The sequence below is a fragment of the Pseudomonas sp. Irchel s3f7 genome (assembly GCF_900187615.1).
Classification (GTDB): domain Bacteria; phylum Pseudomonadota; class Gammaproteobacteria; order Pseudomonadales; family Pseudomonadaceae; genus Aquipseudomonas.
The window spans coordinates 38,342-57,724 of record NZ_FYDO01000037.1; the positions used below are offsets into that span (position 1 = coordinate 38,342).

Below are 19,383 nucleotides of genomic sequence, written 5' to 3' on the forward strand. Positions count from 1 at the left end.
ACGGTCATAAAACCGTAGCGTTAACGCAAACCTTTGATTTTGCTTGTGGTCTGTCGCATTGTGCGACCAGCGCCACGGGTATAAACTTCGCAAACTTTACACAGAGGCCACTAACGGTTCCTTTGGAACTGTTCAGTCAGCATGAAACCGATTCAGCTGCCCCTAGGTGTGCGTCTGCGTGACGACGCCACCTTTATCAATTACTACCCAGGCGCCAACGCCGCTGCACTCGGCTATGTCGAGCGGCTTTGCGAAGCCGACGCCGGCTGGACCGAAAGCCTGATCTACCTTTGGGGCAAGGATGGGGTAGGGCGTACGCACCTGTTGCAAGCGGCCTGTCTGCGCTTCGAGCAGATGGGGGAGCCGGCGGTGTATCTGCCGCTGGCCGAACTGCTGGATCGTGGTATAGAAATTCTCGACAACCTCGAACAGTACGAACTGGTCTGTCTGGATGACCTGCAGGCGGTCGCCGGCAAGGCGGACTGGGAAGAGGCGCTGTTCCATCTGTTCAATCGCTTGCGTGACAGTGGTCGACGCCTGCTGATTGCCGCATCGACCTCTCCCCGAGAGTTGCCGGTGAAACTGGCGGATCTCAAATCCCGACTCACCTTGGCGCTGATCTTTCAGATGCGTCCGCTTTCCGATGAAGACAAGTTGCGCGCGTTGCAATTGCGCGCATCCCGTCGTGGTCTTCACCTGACTGACGAAGTGGGGCATTTCATTCTGACGCGGGGCACCCGCAGCATGAGTGCGCTGTTCGAGCTGCTTGAACGTCTCGATCAGGCCTCTCTTCAGGCTCAACGCAAGCTGACGATCCCGTTTTTGAAAGAAACCCTGGGCTGGTAAAACCCGCTGAAACCGAGAGGTTTAGCGGGTTTGGCATATTTCAGGCGCCAAAAAAATCCGCTTTCCTGTCGAGTGACAGGCAGCGTGAATGTTCAAAATGGGCTTAAGCGCTTAGATGTTAACGAGAAACCGAGAAGTCACATAAAGATCGATTGAATTTGCAAATGAGGTTGATAGCGGGCATAGTCTCGGCTTCTTTACAACTATCAGCCACGGTCGTGCCCATGCTAAATCGCTTCGCACCCCTCGTGCCTCTCGCACTCGTTACCCTGTTGTTCGGTTGCGCTGCTCACACACCAGTGACTCAGCAAGCATCGCAACAGCAGGTCAAGAACTCCGCTACAGCCCAGTCTTCTTCTCTTTATCAGGAAGCGCTGGAGCAAGAAGAACAGGCGAACGAAAAAGAACTCGCCGATTTCGCCGGCGGCAAGTCGTATCAATTGCCGGTTCTGGCCGACAGCATCCTTGAACGTGGCATGTCCCTGATCGGTACCCGTTACCGTTTCGGCGGCACCTCTGAAGCCGGTTTCGATTGCAGTGGCTTCATCGGTTACCTGTTCCGCGAAGAAGCGGGCATGAACCTGCCTCGTTCCACTCGCGAAATGATCAACGTTGACGCCCCTCTGGTCTCGCGCAGCAAGCTTGAGCCGGGCGACCTGTTGTTCTTCGCAACCAACGGCCGTCGCGGTCGCGTCAGTCATGCCGGTATCTACCTCGGCGACAACCAGTTCATCCATTCCAGCAGCCGTCGTAGCGGTGGCGTGCGGATCGATAGCCTGGGCGACAGCTACTGGAGCAAGACCTTCATCGAAGCCAAGCGTGCTCTGGCAATGGCGCCAAACGCGTCGCCAATCGTGACTGCTCGCAAATAAGCGGACAATTTGTAAGGTGAACTTAAAGTCTTACTTGAAGTTTGCCGGATAGCCGCTAGAATTCTGATCTATTAATGATGGCAAACCGCCTGCGTCACACGCAGGCGGTTTTCTTTTCTGCGCTCCGAGCAGAAAAAAGCCGCAGCCAGATCAGGATGTTCTGCTTATGACGATGTCGGCCCGCCTCGCAATCATGTTCCTCGCAGCGCTGCTCAGCGCCTGTGCCAGCCGTACGCCGCCTCCTGCGCCGGTGGTTCGCGCTCCCATCGTTTTCGGTCCATCCCAAGCGTTTTCGCCCGAAGCGGAAGACGTACTGTTTCGCGCCCTTGGTCTCGTAGGCACGCCTTATCGTTGGGGGGGCAATACACCGGATTCGGGTTTTGATTGCAGTGGTCTGATCGGTTATGTGTACCGTGACGTTACCGGTATTTCCTTGCCGCGCACCACCCGCGAGATGATCACGATGCAAGCGGCCAACGTCGGCAAGGAAGGTCTGCAATCGGGTGACCTGATCTTCTTCGCCACCAATGGCGCTTCCCAGGTCAATCATGCCGGGATTTATGTCGGCGAGGGACGCTTCGTCCATGCACCCGCCACCGGCGGCACCGTGAAGCTCGACAGCTTGTCCAAGAACTATTGGCAGAAAGCCTATCTCAGCGCCAAGCGCGTTCTGCAACCGGAGCATCTGGCGCGCAATCGATAATCGCCAGAGGTTGTGGTCATGACCGCTCGCACGCTCAATCTCGATGATGCGTTGTATCAATACCTGCTCGACGTCTCTTTGCGCGAAACGCCGCTGCTCAAGCGCCTGCGCGATGAAACCCAGGCACTGCCCATGGCGCGCTGGCAAGTGGCGCCGGAGCAAGGGCAGTTTCTCGCACTGCTGGTGAAACTCACCGGCGCCAGGCGTGTGCTGGAAATCGGCACCTTCACCGGTTACAGTGCCCTGTGCATGGCGACGGCATTGCCGGATGACGGTTCACTGATCTGTTGCGACGTTCCGGGTGATTACAATGCCACCGCCCGCCGTTACTGGCTCGAGGCAGGGCTGGCCGGGCGAATCGACCTGCGTCTGGCGCCTGCGCTGGAGACGCTTGGCAAGCTGGACCAACCAGGTCAATTCGATCTGATTTTCATCGATGCCGACAAGGCCAACTATCCCGCCTACCTGGAGCATTCGCTGCGTCTGTTGCGGGTAGGTGGGCTGGCGGTGTTCGATAACACCCTGTGGAGTGGCCGGGTTCTTGAGGCAAATCCCGAGAGCAAAGACACCCGTGCGATCCAGGCGCTTAATCGAGCGTTGAAAGATGACGCGAGAGTGGATCTGTCCCTGTTGCCGATAGGCGATGGATTGACGCTCTGCCGCAAACGGTAGTCATCAGCAGGCTGCGATCTTTTGCTGTCTATTTTACAGCCGACACCCGCCACACCTTGTTCCCTACATCGTCGGCCACGAGCAAATCCCCCTGCCGATCAATCACCACACCCACTGGCCGTCCCATGGCTTTTTCTTCGTCATTGAGGAATCCGGTCAGTACATCAATCGGCTGACCGGTCGGTTTGCCTCCGTTGAACGGCACGAAAATCACTTTGTAGCCACTGTGCGGCTTGCGATTCCATGAGCCGTGCTGACCAATGAATGCACCTTGGGTGAACGGTGCTGGCAGTTTGCTGTTTTCGGCAAACGTCAGGCCCAGTGAGGCCGTGTGTGGGCCGACGGCATAGTCCGGCTTGAGAGACTTGGCGACAAGATCCGGATTTTGCGGCTCGACGCGAACATCGACGTGCTGGCCGTAATAGCTGAACGGCCAGCCGTAGAAGGCGCCATCCTGCACCGAGGTGATGTAGTCGGGCACCAGGTCGCTGCCGATGTCATCGCGCTCGTTGACGGCGGTCCATAGGGACCCACTTTGCGGTTCCCAGGCCAGGCCATTGGGGTTGCGCAAGCCTGAGGCGAAAATCCGCTGGTTGCCGGTGGCGCGATCCACTTCCCAGATCGCGGCGCGACCTTCCTCTTTATCCATGCCGTTTTCGGCGACGTTGCTGTTGGAGCCCACGGTGACGTAGAGCTTGCGGCCATCCTTGCTGGCGATGACATTTTTGGTCCAGTGGTGATTCAACGGGCCTCCCGGCAAGTCGACCACTTTGATCGGTGGCGACTTGATTTCGGTATCGCCATACTCATAGTGAAAGCGCAGCAGGCGGTCCGTGTCGGCCACGTAGAAGTCATTGCCGACCAGTGTCATACCGAACGGTGAATTGAGGTTCTCCAGAAACACGCTGCGGGTTTCGGCGATACCGTCGTGATCCTTGTCCCTCAGCAAGGTGATGCGGTTCGCGCTCGGCACGCCGGCCCCGGCGCGGCCCATCACTTTCTTGGTGATCCAGCCCTTGATGCCACTGCCATCATCGGGTTTGGCCGGGGCGTTGGTTTCGGCCACCAACACGTCGCCGTTTGGCAGTACATAGAGCCAGCGCGGGTGATCAAGGTCTTCGGCAAAAGCCGTCACTTGAGTGCCTGCGGCGGCAATGGGTTTCACGCCCGCAGGCCAGCCGATGGCGGGTGCGATGTTGACTGTCGGGATCAGGGTTTTACTGGGTTCGGGCAGTTGGGGAGATGGGCCGGTGCCGTCGGAGACTTGCAGGCTGGAGGTCTCGCCACAGGCGACGAGCCCTCCAGTGAGGGCGATAACGAAAACGAACGGGGCTGTGCGCATACTGATCTTCCCTATGAATGCCTTGTTCTCATCATAGAGAAGTGTTGCCTTTTGATGGTTCAACCTTCAGCCGTGCGCTTCCTTCAAAAGCACGGCAATACCGGGATGATAGTGGCCGGCTTCGTTGCGCAATTTGCGATAGGCGTAAGGGAAATACCAGGCAACGGCGCAGGTGTTTATTTTTTGCAGGTCATCGACCATGTCCTGGAGCTCTTCTGGCGTAGCACCTTGCTGGGCTTTTTGCGGTGCAGCGAACAGGCAGCCGAGTCTCAGGTCGCTGGCGTGGCTCACGCGTTTGGCGTCGCTGGTGATGTCGAGCAACGCCTGGGTCAGATCGAGACTGTTGACCCGCGGCCAGCGCTGGGTCGCCTGGAAATAGGCACGGGTTTCGGGCGAGGCAAGCAGCAGATCGGCGCGACTGTTGCGCTCGCCGTCTTCGGTTTGCTTGCGCGTTTGCGTGTGTTGCAGCGTGACCATTTCGGCCATCCAGGCGGCGGCTGAAAGCAGTCCCAGATTGGCTTTTTCGTCGTGCCAGTAGGGCGCGTCACCGTCGCCGCGCACGGCATTGTAGCGGTCAATACAGTCGAACCAGCGTTCCAGTACCGGGCGCAGGAATTCCAGTTTTGGATTGCTGATGATCATGCCTTGCATGGGGCTCACCCTTGTTATTGTGTTGTGGGTTTGTGGCTATTTGATATCACTGCTGGGAGCGAGGCACAAGATTGGCGTCAGAATATTGAGCGCCAGTCGATATTCCCATCCGACGTCCCGGCTTTAATTGACGCTCCACCCCCAACCCTCTAACCTTCGCGGCTTGTTTCAGGTGCTCTGTGGCTTGGGTCGACAGAGTGAAACAGGGAAGCCGGTGAATGAGCTCTTCAAACTGTTGAAGGTCATGATCCCGGCGCTGCCCCCGCAACGGTAAATGAGTGAAGACTGAGCTTTGAGCCACTGTATCGAGGGTCGATATGGGAAGGCGCGCAGTCGGGTGCAAACCGCTCATGAGCCCGGAGACCGGCCTGATTCATTCAACGGCATCACGGTGGGCGATGCCAGGCTTGTTGCCTTCTTTTTTTGTGCCTGCCCGCCGTTATTCCCGCCTCAACGGAGAGCTTCCCCATGACTGACACCCCCGATCGTGACGAACGCCACCTGGCGCGCATGCAGCGCAAAAAAGCGGTGATCGACGAACGCATCGCCAATTCCCCGAATGAATGCGGCCTGTTGCTGGTGCTGACCGGTAACGGCAAAGGCAAGAGCAGTTCGGCGTTCGGCATGCTCGCGCGCGCCATGGGCCACGGCATGCAATGCGGTGTGGTGCAGTTCATCAAGGGGCGTAACAGCACGGGCGAAGAGTTGTTCTTCCGCCGTTTCCCGGAGCAAGTGCGTTTCCATGTGATGGGCGAGGGCTTTACCTGGGAAACCCAGGATCGCCAGCGCGACATCGCCGCCGCCGAAGCGGCCTGGGAAGTGTCCCGCGAACTGCTGCGCGATCCGTCCGTCGGCCTGGTGGTGCTCGATGAATTGAACATCGCCCTCAAGCATGGCTACCTTGACCTCGATCAGGTGCTCAGCGATTTGCAGGCGCGGCCGCCGATGCAGCATGTGATCGTCACGGGCCGCGCCGCCAAGCCGGAAATGATCGAGATGGCCGACACCGCCACCGAAATGGGCATGCTCAAGCACGCCTTCCAGGCCGGCATCAAAGCGCAGAAAGGCGTCGAGCTGTGAATCAACCACGTCATTGCCCGGCGGTACTGATCGCCGCGCCGGCCTCCGGTCAGGGCAAGACCACCGTCACCGCCGCGCTCGCCCGTTTGCATCGCAACCAGGGGCGCAAGGTTCGCGTGTTCAAATGCGGGCCAGACTTTCTCGACCCGATGATTCTCGAGCGTGCCAGTGGTGCGCCGGTGTATCAACTGGACATGTGGATGGTGGGCGAGCAGGAAAGTCGCCGTCTGTTGTGGGAAGCCGCCGGCGAAGCCGACCTGATCCTGATCGAAGGCGTCATGGGTTTATTTGACGGAACGCCGTCCAGTGCGGATCTGGCGCGGCACTTCGGTGTGCCGGTGCTGGGCGTCATTGACGGCACCGCCATGGCCCAGACCTTCGGCGCATTGGCGTTGGGGCTGGCGCGTTATCAGCCGGACTTGCCGTTTGCCGGTGTGCTGGCCAACCGCGTCGGTACGTTGCGCCATGCGCAGTTGCTCGAAGGTAGCCTGACCGAGGGACTGCGTTGGTACGGCGCCTTGTCCCGGGAAACCGGAATCGAATTGCCGAGTCGGCACCTCGGTCTGGTGCAGGCCAGTGAATTGAACGATCTCGATGTGCGCCTCGATGCGGCCGCCGATGCCTTGGCCAGCAGTTGCGAGGTGGCGCTGCCGCCCGCAGTGGCGTTCGCGGCGCCGGACGTGATTGACGTCGAACCGTTGCTGGCCGGTGTGCGTATCGCCGTGGCCCGGGACGAAGCTTTTGCGTTCACCTACGGCGCGAGCCTGGACCTGTTGCGGGCGATGGGCGCCGAGTTGTCATTCTTCTCGCCGATCCGCGATAGCGTGTTGCCGGAGGTAGACAGTCTCTATCTGCCGGGCGGTTATCCGGAATTGCACCATGTTGCGCTGTCGAAAAACACCGCGATGCTTGACGCGATCCGTGCACACCACGGGGCAGGCAAGCCATTGCTCGCCGAGTGTGGCGGCATGCTTTATCTGCTCGATTCGTTGACCGATGTCGACGGTGTTCGCGCCGAACTGGTTGGCTTGCTGGCCGGTGATGCGGTGATGCAAAAACGCCTGGCCGCGCTGGCGTTGCAAGCGGTCGAGCTGCCGGAAGGGTCGTTGCGCGGACACACGTATCATCACTCGCTGACCACCACTGAGCTGACGCCGATTGCCCGGGGCTTGAGCCCTAACGGCGGGCGAGGGGCCGAGGCGGTTTATCGTGAGGGGCGGATGACTGCTTCTTATGTGCACTTTTATTTTCCGTCCAATCCCTCAGCGATTGCCGCGCTTTTTGCGCCCGACCTTCAGGACGCCTTCGCTGGCAAGCCAGCTCCTACAAGGGACCACCTCAATCCTGTAGGAACTGGCTTGCCAGCGAAGCGGTCATGACTGACAACACCTTCTCCGAAACCGAGCGCGCAGCGGTCTACCGCGCCATCGCCGAACGTCGCGACATGCGTCACTTCAGCGGTGGCACGGTCGAGCCAGAACTGCTCCGACGTCTGCTCGAAGCCGCGCATCAGGCGCCCAGCGTGGGGCTGATGCAGCCGTGGCGCTTTATCCGTATCAGCGATCGGGCCTTGCGCGGACAGATTCAGCAACTGGTGGAAGAAGAGCGCATCCGCACCGCCGAAGCCCTCGGTGAGCGCAGCGACGAGTTCATGAAACTCAAGGTCGAAGGCATCAACGATTGTGCCGAGGTGCTGGTCGCCGCGCTGACGGAGGATCGAGAGCGCCATGTTTTCGGTCGGCGCACGTTGCCGGAAATGGACATGGCTTCGTTGTCCTGCGCGATCCAGAACCTGTGGCTGGCATCCCGCGCCGAAGGACTGGGCATGGGTTGGGTGTCGCTGTTCGAGCCACAAGCCCTGGCGGATTTGTTGCAGTTGCCGGCGGGTGCGAAGCCGCTGGCGGTGCTGTGCCTGGGGCCGGTCGAGGCATTTTATCCGGCGCCGATGCTGGTGCTCGAAGGCTGGGCGCAGGCGCGTCCGCTGAGTGAACTGTTGTATGAAAATTATTGGGGAGTGAGTCAATGAGTGTGGCGTTGTTGAGTGTCGCCGCGGTTGCGCTGGATGCGCTGCTGGGTGAACCCAAACGCTGGCATCCGCTGGTGGCGTTCGGCCGTTTTGCCGACCGCATCGAACAACGTTTCAACGGTGAAGGTCGCGGCTGGCGCAGCCATGGCGTCACGGCGTGGGTGATCGCCGTGTTGCCGCTGACCTTGTTGGCGACTGCATTTTCCTGGGCGCCTTATGTCGGCTGGATCGTCGAGATTCTCGCGCTGTATTGCGCACTCGGCATGCGCAGCCTCGGTGAACATGTCGAGCCCGTGGCCAAGGCGCTGCGCAGTGATGATCTAGAGGAAGCACGCAAACGCGTGGGCTATCTGGTCAGCCGTCAGACCAGCGATCTGGATAAAACCGCAGTCGCCCGCGCCGCCACCGAATCGGTACTGGAGAACGGTAGCGACGCGGTGTTCGCGGCGCTGTTCTGGTTTGCCGTGGCCGGTGCTCCCGGCGTGGTGCTCTACCGTTTGAGCAACACGCTGGATGCGATGTGGGGCTATCGTAATGAACGCTTTGAGCGTTTTGGCTGGGCGGCGGCGAAGATCGACGATGTGCTTAATTACATTCCCGCAAGGTTGGTGGCATTGACCTACGCGTTGCTGGGCAAAACCCGGCTGGCGCTGAAGTGCTGGCGCCTTCAGGGCCCGACCTGGGACAGCCCGAATGCCGGTCCGGTGATGGCGGCAGGGGCAGGAGCGCTGGGTGTCGAGTTGGGCGGGGCGGCGATTTATCACGGTGAACTGCATCAGCGTCCTCAACTGGGCGAAGGCCCGCCAGCGGACGCCGACTCCATCGACCGAGGCTGGCAATTGGTCCAGCGCGGGGTATGGTTATGGTTGCTGATTCTCTGCATTGGGGCCGAATTTTATGCTTGAGCACGGTGGAAGATTGCGCAAGGCCGCGCTCGAATATTGCATAGACGAAGGTGAGTGGCTGGACCTGTCGACCGGTCTGGCGCCTTGGCCGTTTCCGGTGCCGGAGATTCCAATGCGGGCCTGGGCGCGGCTGCCGGAAGCCGACGACGGTCTGGAGCACGCTGCCTGTGATTACTACGGCACATTGCAGGCATTGCCAGTGGCCGGGTCGCAAATGGCCATCCAGCTGCTGCCGCGTTTGCGTCGCGCAGGCAAAGTCGGCGTGCTGTCACCGTGTTATGCCGAACATGCCGAAGCGTGGCGTCGCAACGGCTACATCGTGCGCGAAGTGGTGGAACAGGAAGTCGACTTCTTTATCGACAGTTTCGACGTGCTGGTGGTGGTCAATCCAAACAATCCCACGGGGTTGAACCTGACGCCTGATCGCTTGCTCGACTGGCACGCGCGGCTGGCCCAGCGCGGTGGCTGGCTGGTAGTGGATGAGGCGTTCATGGACAACACACCGCAGCTGAGCCTCGCGCCGTTTGCCCATCAGGTCGGATTGATCGTGCTGCGTTCCTTCGGCAAGTTTTTCGGTCTGGCCGGGGTGCGATTGGGTTTCGTCCTGGCGGAGCGCAAGTTGCTCAAATTGCTCGCCGAACAAGTAGGGCCGTGGGCGGTGAGCGGGCCGACGCGAACAATAGGGCAGGCATGCTTGCGTGATACCGAAGGCCATGCGCGCCAGCGGGCACGCGCCGAAGTGGCCAGTGAGCGCCTGGCCTCGCTGCTGAAGCAACACGGATTCAACCCTCAGGGCGGCTGCGCCTTGTTCCAGTGGCTGATCACTGATCGTGCCGAAGTCCTTTATGAATTCATGGCCCGGCGCGGCATTCTGCTGCGTCTGTTCACACACAACAGCAGCCTGCGTTTCGGCTTGCCGGGCGCCGAAGCCGATTTCGCACGCCTGGCCGCTGCACTCGAAGCTTTCGCCAAGGAAAACCCATGACGACGTTGATGGTGCAGGGCACCACCTCGGACGCCGGTAAAAGTACGTTGGTAACCGCGCTGTGCCGCTGGGTCACCCGTCAAGGTGTCAGCGTGGTGCCGTTCAAACCGCAGAACATGGCACTCAACAGTGCGGTGACCGCCGACGGTGGCGAGATCGGTCGTGCGCAGGCGGTGCAGGCCCAGGCGGCTAATCTTGAACCACACACCGACATGAACCCCGTGCTGCTCAAGCCGAACAGCGACACCGGCGCGCAGGTGATCATTCATGGTCGCGCCATCACAAGCATGAATGCCGTCGCCTATCACGACTACAAAACCATCGCCATGCAAGCGGTGCTGGCGTCCCACGAACGGTTGAGCGCGGCGTATCCGGTGGTGATGGTCGAAGGCGCGGGCTCCCCGGCCGAGATCAATCTGCGGGCCGGCGACATCGCCAATATGGGCTTTGCCGAAGCGGTGGATTGCCCGGTGCTGCTGATTGCCGACATCAATCGCGGCGGGGTCTTCGCGCATCTGGTGGGCACGCTGGAACTGCTGTCACCGAGCGAACAGGCGCGCATCAAAGGCTTCATCATCAACCGTTTTCGTGGCGACATTGCCCTGTTGCAACCGGGGCTCGACTGGCTGGAAGAGCGGACCGGAAAACCGGTGATTGGCGTCCTGCCCTACGTGATGGACCTGCACCTGGAAGCCGAGGACGGCATCGATCAGCGCCAGACCGACAAGGCTGAGCAAGTGCTGAAAGTGGTGGTGCCGGTACTGCCGCGCATCAGCAATCACACCGATTTCGATCCCTTGCGTCTGCATCCGCAAGTCGATCTGCAATTCATCGGCCCGGGCCAGGCGATGCCACCGGCCGACCTGATCATCCTTCCCGGTTCGAAAAGTGTGCGCAGCGATTTGGCGTTTCTGCGTGCCAATGGCTGGGAAAGTGCCATCGCCCGGCATCTGCGTTACGGCGGCAAGGTCTTGGGGATTTGCGGCGGTCTGCAAATGCTCGGTGAGCACGTGCACGACCCACTGGGGCTCGAAGGCGCCCCGGGTTCCAGCGCAGGCTTGGGATTGCTGGCGTTCGAAACCGTGCTCGAAGAGCACAAGCAACTACGCAATGTGCGTGGTCGTCTGGCGTTGGAAGATGCGCCGGTGACGGGTTATGAAATTCATGCAGGCGTGACCACCGGCCCCGCGCTGGAAAATGCGGCGGTGTTGCTGGATGACGGTCGTTGCGACGGTGCGCAAAGTATCGACGGGCAGGTTTTCGGCACTTATCTGCACGGCCTGTTCGAGTCGCCGGCAGCGTGCAGCGCACTGTTGCGTTGGGCGGGTTTGCAGGATGTGCAGGAGGTGGATTACCACGGCTTGCGTGAGCGGGATATCGAGCGGCTGGCGGACCTGGTGGAGACGCATCTGGATACCGAATTACTGCGTCGGCTCTGCGGGATTTGAGATGCCTTTCAAGGCCTCATCGCGGCTAAGCCCGCTCCCGCAGAGAACACCACATAACCCTGTGGGAGCGAGCCTGCTCGCGATGACTGAAGTCGCCTCAACGAAGATTCTAGGAAAAAAACCATGCTCCAACTGATCCTCGGCGGCGCTCGCTCCGGCAAGAGTCGCCTGGCAGAAAAACTCGCCACCGACAGCGCGCTGGCCGTGACCTACATCGCCACCAGCCAACCGCTGGACGGGGAAATGAGCGATCGCGTGGCCCATCACCGCGCCCGTCGTCCCGTCGAATGGGCGTTGATCGAAGAACCGCTGGAACTGGCGCGGGTGCTGCGTGAGAACGCGAGCGCCGAGCGTTGCCTGCTGGTGGATTGCCTGACCTTGTGGCTGACCAATCTGCTGATGCAGGACGATGTCGAGCGTTTAGGCGCCGAGCGTGAGTCCTTGCTGGACTGCCTGGCATCGTTGCCGGGGGAAATCATTTTTGTCAGCAACGAGACCGGGATGGGCGTCGTGCCGCTGGGCGAATTGACTCGCCGTTATGTCGATGAAGCCGGTTGGCTGCATCAAGCCCTGGCCGAGCGCTGTGACCGCGTCATCCTCACCGTCGCCGGCCTGCCCCTGACTTTGAAAGGAACTGCGTTATGACCCACGCCTGGTGGCTGAACCCCTGCAAACCTGTCGATGCGCAAGCACTCGAGCAGGCGCAAGCGCGACAGCAGCAACTGACCAAACCGGCCGGTTCCCTCGGTCAACTGGAGTCGGTGGCGATACAGCTGGCGGGTCTGCAGGGGCAGGTCAAGCCGAGTCTGGATCAGCTGTGGATCGCGATTTTTGCCGGTGATCATGGCGTGGTCGCCGAAGGGGTTTCGGCGTTCCCTCAGGAAGTCACCGGGCAGATGCTGCACAACTTTGTCAGTGGTGGCGCGGCGATCAGCGTATTGGCGCGGCAGTTGGGTGCTTCCCTCGAAGTGGTCGATCTCGGCACGATTACGCCATCACTCAGTCTGCCGGGTGTGCGGCACCTGAACATCGGTCCTGGCACGTCGAACTTCGTACAGGGTCCGGCGATGACCGTGGCTCAGGGCGAACTCGCTTTGCAGGCCGGTCGCGACAGCGCGCAACGGGCCAAAGCAGCAGGCACGCAACTGTTTATCGGCGGTGAAATGGGCATCGGCAACACCACCGCCGCCAGTGCGTTGGCGTGTGCATTGCTCGATTGCGCGGTGGCGCATTTGACCGGGCCGGGAACCGGACTGAATGCCGCCGGTGTCAGCCACAAGGCGCAGGTTATCGAGCGCGCTTTAGCGATACACGGGGCACAGCGGGGCGATGCGTTGCAGACGCTGTTCAATCTGGGTGGTTTTGAGATTGCCGCGCTGGTGGGCGCTTATCTGGCTTGTGCCCAGGAAGGAATCGCGGTGCTGGTGGACGGCTTCATTTGCAGCGTCGCGGCGCTGGTCGCGGTGCGCTTGAACCCGCAGTGTCGCCCATGGCTGTTGTTCGGTCATCGCGGCGCCGAGCCGGGTCATCGGCATGTACTGGAAACCCTGCACGCTGAACCGCTGCTCGACCTCGGCCTGCGTCTGGGTGAGGGCAGTGGGGCCGCGCTGGCAGTTCCGTTGTTGCGTCTGGCATGCGACCTCCACGGGCAGATGGCGACCTTCGCCGAAGCGGCTGTGGCGGATCGTCCGGTATGACCCTGCGCCTGGATCTGTTGCGTCACGGTGAAACCGAACTGGGCGGTGGCCTGCGCGGCAGCCTCGACGATGCGCTGACCGACAAGGGCTGGGCGCAGATGCGTGCGGCAGTGGTCGAGCAACGACCCTGGGATCGCCTGGTCAGTTCGCCGTTGCAGCGTTGTGCGCGATTCGCGCAAGAACTCGGTGCGCAACTGTCTGTGCCCGTGAGCCTGGACAAAGACCTGCAAGAGCTGCATTTCGGTGACTGGGAAGGGCAAAGCGCTGCGGTGTTGATGGAAACCGATGCAGAGGGTCTGGGCCGGTTCTGGGCCGATCCTTATGCGTTTACGCCGCCTCAAGGTGAGCCGGTCGCGGATTTTTCCAGGCGAGTGCTGACGGCGGTGGCGCGGCTACAGGTTTCATACGCTGGCGAGCGCGTGTTGCTGATCAGTCATGGCGGCGTCATGCGTTTGTTGCTGGCCCAGGCGCGTGGCTTGCCGCGTGAGCAACTGCTCAACGTTGAGGTCGGGCATGGTGCGTTGTTCTCGCTGACGGTGACGTCCGGTGGCGTGTTAAGGGAAGTCGTCTGACCATGTTGCCATTCTGGATCGCCCTGCAATTCCTCAGCAGCCTGCCGATTCGCTTGCCGGGCATGCCTGTGCCTCAGGCGTTGGGACGGTCATTGCTGTTTTACCCGCTGGTGGGGTTGTTGTTCGGTGCGATTCTTTGGGCGCTGAACGGGTTGCTGCTCGGAACGCCGCTGTTGCTGCATGCGGCGCTGTTGCTCACCGTTTGGGTCTTGCTCAGTGGTGCACTGCATCTGGATGGTCTGGCAGATAGCGCCGATGCCTGGCTCGGTGGTTTCGGCGACCGCGAGCGCACCTTGACCATCATGAAAGACCCCCGCAGCGGGCCGATTGCGGTCGTCACGTTGGTGTTGGTGTTGCTGCTCAAGTTCGCGGCGCTGCTGGCATTGATCGAACAGCAACAGGCGCTGGCGTTGCTGATTGTTCCATTGATCGGTCGCAGTGCGTTGCTGGGCATATTTCTGACGACGCCTTACGTGCGGCCTGGTGGTCTGGGGCAAGCGTTGGCTGATCATCTTCCGCGCTCTGCGGGCAAGCGGGTTTTGGCACTCAGCGCGGTGGTCTGCGTGTTGATCGCCGGGTTGAACGGCGTGGTGGCGGTGGTGCTGGCGACGTTGGGTTTTGTCTGGTTGCGTCAGGTGATGCTGCGGCGCCTGGGCGGGACGACCGGTGACACAGCGGGCGCAATGCTGGAGTTGCTGGAAGTTGCAGTGCTGGCAGGCTTGGCGCTGGTCTGATTGCGATCAACTGTAGGAGCGAGCTTGCTCGCGATGGCGATCGACCAAGCTCCACCCCAGTCACAGAAAAGAATCCATGTAACTTGATTTAACCGACTCGCGGGTATATACACGCACTATGCTCGACTCCCAATGTTTATGCACCAACCTGCGTCGTGCCGCCCGTGGCGTCAGCAGGCACTACGACGGCGCTCTCGACGGCTTCGGGATCAACGTTGCGCAGTATTCTTTGCTGTGCAATCTGCAACGCCTGAATCAGCCGAGTATCTCCGTGCTGGCCGAAGCGATGGGCCTCGATCGCAGCACCCTGGGACGCAATTTGCGCGTGCTGGAGGGCGAAGGCCTGGTGACGCTGGTCGAGGGTGAGGACATGCGCAATCGCATCGTTCTGCTCACCGACACAGGCGCCGAGCGCCTGAAAGCGGCCTTGCCGGCCTGGGAGGCGGCGCAACAGCGGTTGATTGATCGCCTGGGTGCCGAGAAACGGGAAATCTTGCTGAAACTGCTGGATGAACTGGCGTGATGCCGGTTTTTCCGACCTCAAGCGGGTATATACCCGCTACCGGAGAATAAGATGACATCGATGTGGCGTACGTGCGGTTGGGTTTTGTTGGGGAGTGCGCTGATCCTTGCGTTGTCTCTGGGCGTTCGTCACGGTTTCGGGCTGTTTTTGGCGCCGATGAGCGCCGAGTTCGGCTGGGGGCGTGAGGTCTTTGCCTTTGCCATCGCCTTGCAAAACCTGATTTGGGGCCTGGCCCAACCCTTTACCGGTGCGTTGGCCGACCGTTTTGGTGCAGCGAAAGTGGTGCTGATCGGTGGCGTCCTGTACGCGGCAGGGCTGATGTGCATGGGGCTTTCCGACTCGCCGATGACCTTATCCCTGAGCGCGGGCCTGTTGATCGGGATGGGTCTGTCCGGTACATCGTTCTCGGTGATTCTGGGCGTGGTCGGCCGCGCGGTACCGCCAGAGAAACGCAGCATGGGCATGGGCATCGCCAGTGCTGCGGGCTCGTTCGGCCAGTTCGCCATGTTGCCCGGCACCTTGGGTTTGATCGGCTGGCTGGGTTGGTCGGCAGCCTTGCTGGCGCTGGGTCTGTTGATCGCGCTGATCGTACCGTTGGTGACGATGCTCAAGGACAAGCCTTTGCCAGTGCTCGGGCACGAACAAACCCTGGGCGAGGCGTTGTGTGAGGCCTGTTCACATTCCGGTTTCTGGTTGCTGGCGTTCGGCTTCTTCGTGTGCGGATTTCAGGTGGTGTTTATCGGCGTGCATTTGCCGGCCTATCTGGTGGATCAGCACCTTCCGGCGACAGTCGGCACCACGGTGTTGGCGTTGATCGGCCTGTTCAACATTTTCGGAACCTACACCGCCGGCTGGCTCGGCGGACGTATGTCCAAACCCCGTTTGCTCACGGGGTTGTATCTGTTGCGGGCGGTGGTCATCGCACTGTTTCTTTGGGCACCGGTGACGACCACCAGCGCCTATCTGTTCGGCATGGCCATGGGGTTCTTGTGGTTGTCGACGGTGCCGTTGACTAACGGTACGGTCGCCACCTTGTTTGGCGTGCGAAACCTGTCCATGCTCGGTGGGATTGTTTTCCTGTTTCACCAGCTCGGCTCGTTCCTCGGCGGCTGGTTGGGCGGGGTGGTGTACGACCGCATGGGGAGCTATGACTTGATCTGGCAGGTGGCGATTCTTCTGAGTCTGTTGGCCGCCGCCTTGAACTGGCCGGTGCGTGAGCGGCCGGTAGAGCGTCTTCAAACCCGAATGAGTGCGACATGAACAGCCTTTGGCCACGCATCACGATTATTGCTGTTTGCGCGTTGCTGCTCGCCGCCGTGTGGTGGGGCTGGCAGCAGGGTGGGTTGGCCTTGATGCAGTTGGGCATGGGGACTTGCTAGCCGGTTGTGAGGGCGAGTAACTTCCACCGCTGACGACTTCTCAAGGATATCCCGATATGCCGATACGCTGGCTGGCAGTTCCCGCGTTACTGGTCGCATTTACCGGGTGGGCTCAAGCGGCAAGTTGCCCTGAGCTTTTGCAAGGCTCGCTACCCAAGCTTCGGGCCAAGGAAACGATCGACTTGTGCGAACGCTTCGCCGGCAAGCCGCTGGTGGTGGTCAATACCGCGAGCTTCTGTGGCTTTGCCCCGCAATTCAAAAGCCTTGAGGCGCTGAGCCAGCGTTTCAAGGATCAAGGCCTGGAAGTGATCGGCGTGCCGTCCAATGACTTCAAGCAGGAGGCCGGCGACGGCGCCGAAACCGCCAAGGTCTGCTACGTGAACTACGGCGTGACCTTCACCATGACCGAGCCGCAAAAGGTTCGTGGCGACGAGGCGACACATCTGTTCAAGGTGCTTGCCGAACAGAGCAGCGCGCCGAAGTGGAATTTCTACAAATACGTGGTCGATCGCCAGGGCAAGGTCGTCGCCAGCTTTTCCAGCCTGACCAAGCCTGATGATCCGGAGTTCATCGCTGCGGTGGAGAAAGCCCTGGCGTCGAAACCCTGATAAGCGCCCGCTAAAAAGCCCCGCCTCTGTGCAAGAGAGCGGGGCTTTTTTTGAATCCGGCGGCGAGCCGTTCAGGCTCGCCGGGAATTATCAGAAGCGGTAGGTCGCACCGACACCGAAACCGTTGGCCGAGTTTTCATACTTGGCGTTGTAGGTTTGGCGGTCGTTGTCGTTGTTGACCTTGACGTCTTCTTCAACCAGGTACGAGTACGCCACGTCGATGGTCAGGTCGTCGGTCGGGCTCCAGCCAGCGCCCAGGCTGAAAATCTTGCGGTCGCCAGTCGGGATGCGTGGGGAGCGGTTTTCGTTGTTGGTCGGTGACTGGTCAACGGAGAAACCGGTACGCAGGACCCATTGCTTGTCAATCTGGTAGGAAGCACCGATGGCATGAGCCCAGGTGTCGTGCCAGTTCTGCTCTTCGGTGATGGTACCGAACGCAGGTTGCAAGCCAGCTGGTACGCCACTGTTCTCGACGCTGATTTCTTTCAGGCGGCTCCAGCGAGTCCAGGTGCTGCCGGCGTAGAGGGTCCACTGGTCGTCAAGCTGATGGGTAACCGAGAAGTCAACCGACTCAGGCGTGGTCACGTCCAGCGAAGCATCGTACTTCTGGTTCGGGTTCTGGCGCAGGTTGGTCAGGAAGCCGTAGTTGACCTTGGTGTCACCTTCGAGCGTGTACTTCACTTTCGAGTGATAGGTCAGGCCGACGCGGGTGCTGTCGGTGGCTTGAACCAGGATGCCGATGTTGTAGCCCAGCGCGGTGTCGTCACCCTTGATCTTGACGTTACCGTCCGCAAAGCGTGGGTGCAGCGAGATATCCGATTCCAGGGTGCCTTCGATGCGGTTGATGGTCGGACCGAAACCGATCGATACCTTGTCGTTGAAGGCGTAGCTGACGGTCGGCTGGATGGTGACGACTTTGACTTCGCTGTTGGTGCCGAAGTAACGGCCGGCAAAGCCGTTCTCGTAATCGGTCACCAGGCCGAACGGAGCGTAAATGCCTACGCCGACGGCCCACTGGTCATCGATTGGCTTGACGTAGTAGCCCATAGGGACAGCGATGAATGGAACCATGTCGCCATCGTTGCTGCCGCTTTTCGGAGAGGAGCTGGCGTCGCTGATATCGGTATGCGCGTCGAGCATTGCAACACCGCCGGTGACTTGTTCGCGCTTGAGGCGAGACATGCCGGCAGGGTTACCAAAAATAGTGGATGCATCATCGGCAACGGAAGATCGCCCGGCAAAACCTGTACCCATCCCGCTGATGCTTTGTTCGTTGATGGCAAAGCCACTCGCAAAGATCTGGGTGGATGCCATGGCAGCGGCGAGGCTAAGGGTGGTTTTGAGCATTACTTTTTTCATTATTAGAACTCCTGGTGATCACCGGGGCGAAAATTACCAACATTTTCGTCCCAGCGCCATAGGCTGTAATGCTTGATTTAGAGCGGTTTTGTAGGACAATCCGACCAAATGGCGGCGCGTTGCGCGAATTTTGGATACAGGATTTTTCAGCAGGCAACCTGATTCATGGGTGAAACACAAGTTTGCCAGGCGCAGGTGAAATCACGCAGACGACCTTGGGGTTGAAATGTCTGGCGCCAGATTCTGGCCATACCCAACAAATCGTCAGCGGCGGGGAGGGGAGTGTTCTGTTCTTCTACCAGCAGCCAAGCGATGGCAGTGGCGTAACGCAGGTTGACGGTCAATTCGAGGTGCGGACCACTGAGAAAGGCGTGTTGGCTGGCCAGTCCGCGGACCAGGCTTGCACGCTCCGGGTCCAGTGCCAGGTAATGGTCCCAAAGGGCCTGGTGGCGAGGTTCGGCGATACGGTACAGGCCGTGTCCGCGGCGGTCATGAAGGGCGGATCCCAGGGCGGACTGGCTGGCGGCGATGCCCAGCAGCAGGGATTCGGCAGTAGCGCTATGACGTCCCAGATAAATCAGGGTGGGACGAATGACATAACGGCACAGTTCGCTGGCAGCGATACCCATAAAACCCTCGAAACCTCAATATGGACGGCGATGCCTGAAGGGCTTTGGCAGCAGTGAATCGACTCAGGCTCGCCGCAAGCGGGTCAAGCCGCTTGAGTTGAAGTGTAGTGTCATATTCGCGCTGTAAAGGCCTGTTTTTAAAATATTTCTGGCTGCGAGTTATAACCGTTATACCGGTTTGTGCTTAGCCTGAACCTTAAAAAAGGGAAACATCGGGCAATAAAAAGGTTCTTCACGGATTACCGGGAAAGACGCTCTTGATCTTCATGAAAAAGAATTCGCTATCCCGGTAACCGTACGCCATCCGCTTGATGACCTTTATTCGATTGTTTATCCCTTCCAGCTGACCCGT

At 60.1% G+C, this 19,383-nt stretch carries 23 protein-coding genes and 1 riboswitch; of the genes, 18 read left to right on the forward strand and 5 right to left on the reverse strand.

Translation table 11 applies throughout. The features are described from left to right. Positions 1-141 precede the first annotated feature (141 nt). From hda to CKW19_RS25370, 4 genes are all read left to right on the forward strand, one after another. Complete coding sequence (gene hda, locus CKW19_RS25355; protein ID WP_078470804.1) at positions 142-846, forward strand: DnaA regulatory inactivator Hda; 705 nt, start codon at positions 142-144, stop codon at positions 844-846. A gap of 224 nt (positions 847-1,070) precedes the next feature. Continuing rightward, positions 1,071-1,718 (forward strand): C40 family peptidase, encoded by a 648-nt coding sequence (locus CKW19_RS25360; RefSeq protein ID WP_095060841.1) that lies wholly within the window; start codon positions 1,071-1,073, stop codon positions 1,716-1,718. 166 nt (positions 1,719-1,884) lie between these two features. Continuing rightward, positions 1,885-2,421, forward strand: coding sequence for a C40 family peptidase (locus CKW19_RS25365; RefSeq protein ID WP_095060843.1), 537 nt, complete (start codon positions 1,885-1,887; stop codon positions 2,419-2,421). 18 nt (positions 2,422-2,439) lie between these two features. Then, positions 2,440-3,093, forward strand: coding sequence for an O-methyltransferase (locus tag CKW19_RS25370; protein ID WP_095060845.1), 654 nt, complete (start codon positions 2,440-2,442; stop codon positions 3,091-3,093). A gap of 28 nt (positions 3,094-3,121) precedes the next feature. On the opposite strand, the gene CKW19_RS25375 is transcribed toward CKW19_RS25370, so the two are convergent. Further along, positions 3,122-4,435, reverse strand: a complete 1,314-nt coding sequence (locus tag CKW19_RS25375; protein ID WP_095060847.1) for a sorbosone dehydrogenase family protein — start codon at positions 4,433-4,435, stop codon at positions 3,122-3,124. Between the two features lie 66 nt (positions 4,436-4,501). Next, positions 4,502-5,086: a hypothetical protein gene (locus CKW19_RS25380; protein ID WP_095060849.1), complete on the reverse strand. Its 585-nt coding sequence runs from the start codon at positions 5,084-5,086 to the stop codon at positions 4,502-4,504. Between the two features lie 153 nt (positions 5,087-5,239). Continuing rightward, positions 5,240-5,473, forward strand: a riboswitch (cobalamin riboswitch). 81 nt (positions 5,474-5,554) lie between these two features. Here CKW19_RS25380 and cobO point away from each other — a divergent pair. From cobO to CKW19_RS25445, 14 genes are all read left to right on the forward strand, one after another. After that, a complete protein-coding gene (gene cobO, locus CKW19_RS25385; RefSeq protein WP_095060851.1) occupies positions 5,555-6,166 on the forward strand; it encodes a cob(I)yrinic acid a,c-diamide adenosyltransferase in 612 nt (203 codons plus the stop codon). Beyond that, positions 6,163-7,545 carry a cobyrinate a,c-diamide synthase gene (locus CKW19_RS25390; RefSeq protein WP_095060853.1) on the forward strand — a complete coding sequence of 461 codons (1,383 nt, stop codon included), beginning with the start codon at positions 6,163-6,165 and terminating at the stop codon, positions 7,543-7,545. The genes cobO and CKW19_RS25390 overlap by 4 nt, the downstream gene beginning before the upstream one ends. Further along, the gene (gene bluB / locus CKW19_RS25395) at positions 7,542-8,192 is read left to right on the forward strand and encodes a 5,6-dimethylbenzimidazole synthase (protein ID WP_095060855.1); all 651 of its coding nucleotides are present in this window, start codon (positions 7,542-7,544) and stop codon (positions 8,190-8,192) included. The genes CKW19_RS25390 and bluB overlap by 4 nt, the downstream gene beginning before the upstream one ends. Beyond that, positions 8,189-9,097, forward strand: a complete 909-nt coding sequence (gene cbiB, locus CKW19_RS25400) for an adenosylcobinamide-phosphate synthase CbiB (RefSeq protein WP_095060857.1) — start codon at positions 8,189-8,191, stop codon at positions 9,095-9,097. The genes bluB and cbiB overlap by 4 nt, the downstream gene beginning before the upstream one ends. Then, entirely contained in the window at positions 9,090-10,082 is a 993-nt protein-coding gene (gene cobD / locus CKW19_RS25405) for a threonine-phosphate decarboxylase CobD (protein WP_095060859.1), read from the forward strand. The genes cbiB and cobD overlap by 8 nt, the downstream gene beginning before the upstream one ends. After that, positions 10,079-11,530, forward strand: a complete 1,452-nt coding sequence (locus CKW19_RS25410; RefSeq protein WP_095060861.1) for a cobyric acid synthase — start codon at positions 10,079-10,081, stop codon at positions 11,528-11,530. The genes cobD and CKW19_RS25410 overlap by 4 nt, the downstream gene beginning before the upstream one ends. A gap of 123 nt (positions 11,531-11,653) precedes the next feature. Continuing rightward, a complete protein-coding gene (gene cobU / locus CKW19_RS25415) occupies positions 11,654-12,175 on the forward strand; it encodes a bifunctional adenosylcobinamide kinase/adenosylcobinamide-phosphate guanylyltransferase (protein WP_095060863.1) in 522 nt (173 codons plus the stop codon). Beyond that, positions 12,172-13,227 carry a nicotinate-nucleotide--dimethylbenzimidazole phosphoribosyltransferase gene (cobT, locus tag CKW19_RS25420; RefSeq protein WP_095060865.1) on the forward strand — a complete coding sequence of 352 codons (1,056 nt, stop codon included), beginning with the start codon at positions 12,172-12,174 and terminating at the stop codon, positions 13,225-13,227. The genes cobU and cobT overlap by 4 nt, the downstream gene beginning before the upstream one ends. After that, positions 13,224-13,799 (forward strand): alpha-ribazole phosphatase family protein, encoded by a 576-nt coding sequence (cobC, locus tag CKW19_RS25425; protein WP_095060867.1) that lies wholly within the window; start codon positions 13,224-13,226, stop codon positions 13,797-13,799. The genes cobT and cobC overlap by 4 nt, the downstream gene beginning before the upstream one ends. Before the next feature lie 2 nt (positions 13,800-13,801). Next, entirely contained in the window at positions 13,802-14,533 is a 732-nt protein-coding gene (locus CKW19_RS25430) for an adenosylcobinamide-GDP ribazoletransferase (RefSeq protein WP_095060869.1), read from the forward strand. Positions 14,534-14,651: 118 nt separating this feature from the next. Then, positions 14,652-15,056, forward strand: a complete 405-nt coding sequence (locus CKW19_RS25435; RefSeq protein WP_095060871.1) for a MarR family winged helix-turn-helix transcriptional regulator — start codon at positions 14,652-14,654, stop codon at positions 15,054-15,056. 51 nt (positions 15,057-15,107) lie between these two features. Further along, positions 15,108-16,316 carry an MFS transporter gene (locus CKW19_RS25440; RefSeq protein WP_095060873.1) on the forward strand — a complete coding sequence of 403 codons (1,209 nt, stop codon included), beginning with the start codon at positions 15,108-15,110 and terminating at the stop codon, positions 16,314-16,316. Next, positions 16,313-16,435 carry a hypothetical protein gene (locus tag CKW19_RS29260; protein WP_256580384.1) on the forward strand — a complete coding sequence of 41 codons (123 nt, stop codon included), beginning with the start codon at positions 16,313-16,315 and terminating at the stop codon, positions 16,433-16,435. Before CKW19_RS25440 ends, CKW19_RS29260 begins: the two co-directional genes overlap by 4 nt. A gap of 56 nt (positions 16,436-16,491) precedes the next feature. Next, positions 16,492-17,043 carry a glutathione peroxidase gene (locus CKW19_RS25445; RefSeq protein ID WP_095060875.1) on the forward strand — a complete coding sequence of 184 codons (552 nt, stop codon included), beginning with the start codon at positions 16,492-16,494 and terminating at the stop codon, positions 17,041-17,043. A gap of 90 nt (positions 17,044-17,133) precedes the next feature. On the opposite strand, the gene CKW19_RS25450 is transcribed toward CKW19_RS25445, so the two are convergent. The 3 genes from CKW19_RS25450 to CKW19_RS25460 form a co-directional block, all read right to left on the reverse strand. Next, positions 17,134-18,402: an OmpP1/FadL family transporter gene (locus CKW19_RS25450; RefSeq protein WP_095060877.1), complete on the reverse strand. Its 1,269-nt coding sequence runs from the start codon at positions 18,400-18,402 to the stop codon at positions 17,134-17,136. A 146-nt stretch (positions 18,403-18,548) separates the two neighbouring features. Next, positions 18,549-19,031 (reverse strand): hypothetical protein, encoded by a 483-nt coding sequence (locus tag CKW19_RS25455; RefSeq protein WP_095060879.1) that lies wholly within the window; start codon positions 19,029-19,031, stop codon positions 18,549-18,551. A 232-nt stretch (positions 19,032-19,263) separates the two neighbouring features. After that, on the reverse strand, positions 19,264-19,383 hold a 120-nt coding region (locus CKW19_RS25460), incomplete at its 5' end, for a transposase (protein ID WP_141228961.1).

Excerpts from the sequence above, each read along its gene's own strand:
- CKW19_RS25360 (WP_095060841.1), top strand. The coding sequence starts at position 1,071 with ATGCTAAATCGCTTCGCACCCCTCGTGCCTCTCGCACTCGTTACCCTG.
- CKW19_RS25375 (WP_095060847.1), bottom strand. The coding sequence starts at position 4,435 with ATGCGCACAGCCCCGTTCGTTTTCGTTATCGCCCTCACTGGAGGGCTC.
- cbiB (WP_095060857.1), top strand. The coding sequence starts at position 8,189 with ATGAGTGTGGCGTTGTTGAGTGTCGCCGCGGTTGCGCTGGATGCGCTG.
- cobD (WP_095060859.1), top strand. The coding sequence starts at position 9,090 with ATGCTTGAGCACGGTGGAAGATTGCGCAAGGCCGCGCTCGAATATTGC.
- cobT (WP_095060865.1), top strand. The coding sequence starts at position 12,172 with ATGACCCACGCCTGGTGGCTGAACCCCTGCAAACCTGTCGATGCGCAA.
- CKW19_RS25455 (WP_095060879.1), bottom strand. The coding sequence starts at position 19,031 with ATGGGTATCGCTGCCAGCGAACTGTGCCGTTATGTCATTCGTCCCACC.
- CKW19_RS25430 (WP_095060869.1), top strand. The coding sequence starts at position 13,802 with ATGTTGCCATTCTGGATCGCCCTGCAATTCCTCAGCAGCCTGCCGATT.
- cobU (WP_095060863.1), top strand. The coding sequence starts at position 11,654 with ATGCTCCAACTGATCCTCGGCGGCGCTCGCTCCGGCAAGAGTCGCCTG.
- cobO (WP_095060851.1), top strand. The coding sequence starts at position 5,555 with ATGACTGACACCCCCGATCGTGACGAACGCCACCTGGCGCGCATGCAG.
- cobC (WP_095060867.1), top strand. The coding sequence starts at position 13,224 with ATGACCCTGCGCCTGGATCTGTTGCGTCACGGTGAAACCGAACTGGGC.
- CKW19_RS25440 (WP_095060873.1), top strand. The coding sequence starts at position 15,108 with ATGACATCGATGTGGCGTACGTGCGGTTGGGTTTTGTTGGGGAGTGCG.
- CKW19_RS25435 (WP_095060871.1), top strand. The coding sequence starts at position 14,652 with ATGCTCGACTCCCAATGTTTATGCACCAACCTGCGTCGTGCCGCCCGT.
- CKW19_RS29260 (WP_256580384.1), top strand. The coding sequence starts at position 16,313 with ATGAACAGCCTTTGGCCACGCATCACGATTATTGCTGTTTGCGCGTTG.
- hda (WP_078470804.1), top strand. The coding sequence starts at position 142 with ATGAAACCGATTCAGCTGCCCCTAGGTGTGCGTCTGCGTGACGACGCC.
- CKW19_RS25445 (WP_095060875.1), top strand. The coding sequence starts at position 16,492 with ATGCCGATACGCTGGCTGGCAGTTCCCGCGTTACTGGTCGCATTTACC.
- CKW19_RS25380 (WP_095060849.1), bottom strand. The coding sequence starts at position 5,086 with ATGCAAGGCATGATCATCAGCAATCCAAAACTGGAATTCCTGCGCCCG.
- CKW19_RS25370 (WP_095060845.1), top strand. The coding sequence starts at position 2,440 with ATGACCGCTCGCACGCTCAATCTCGATGATGCGTTGTATCAATACCTG.
- CKW19_RS25365 (WP_095060843.1), top strand. The coding sequence starts at position 1,885 with ATGACGATGTCGGCCCGCCTCGCAATCATGTTCCTCGCAGCGCTGCTC.
- CKW19_RS25450 (WP_095060877.1), bottom strand. The coding sequence starts at position 18,402 with ATGAAAAAAGTAATGCTCAAAACCACCCTTAGCCTCGCCGCTGCCATG.
- CKW19_RS25410 (WP_095060861.1), top strand. The coding sequence starts at position 10,079 with ATGACGACGTTGATGGTGCAGGGCACCACCTCGGACGCCGGTAAAAGT.
- bluB (WP_095060855.1), top strand. The coding sequence starts at position 7,542 with ATGACTGACAACACCTTCTCCGAAACCGAGCGCGCAGCGGTCTACCGC.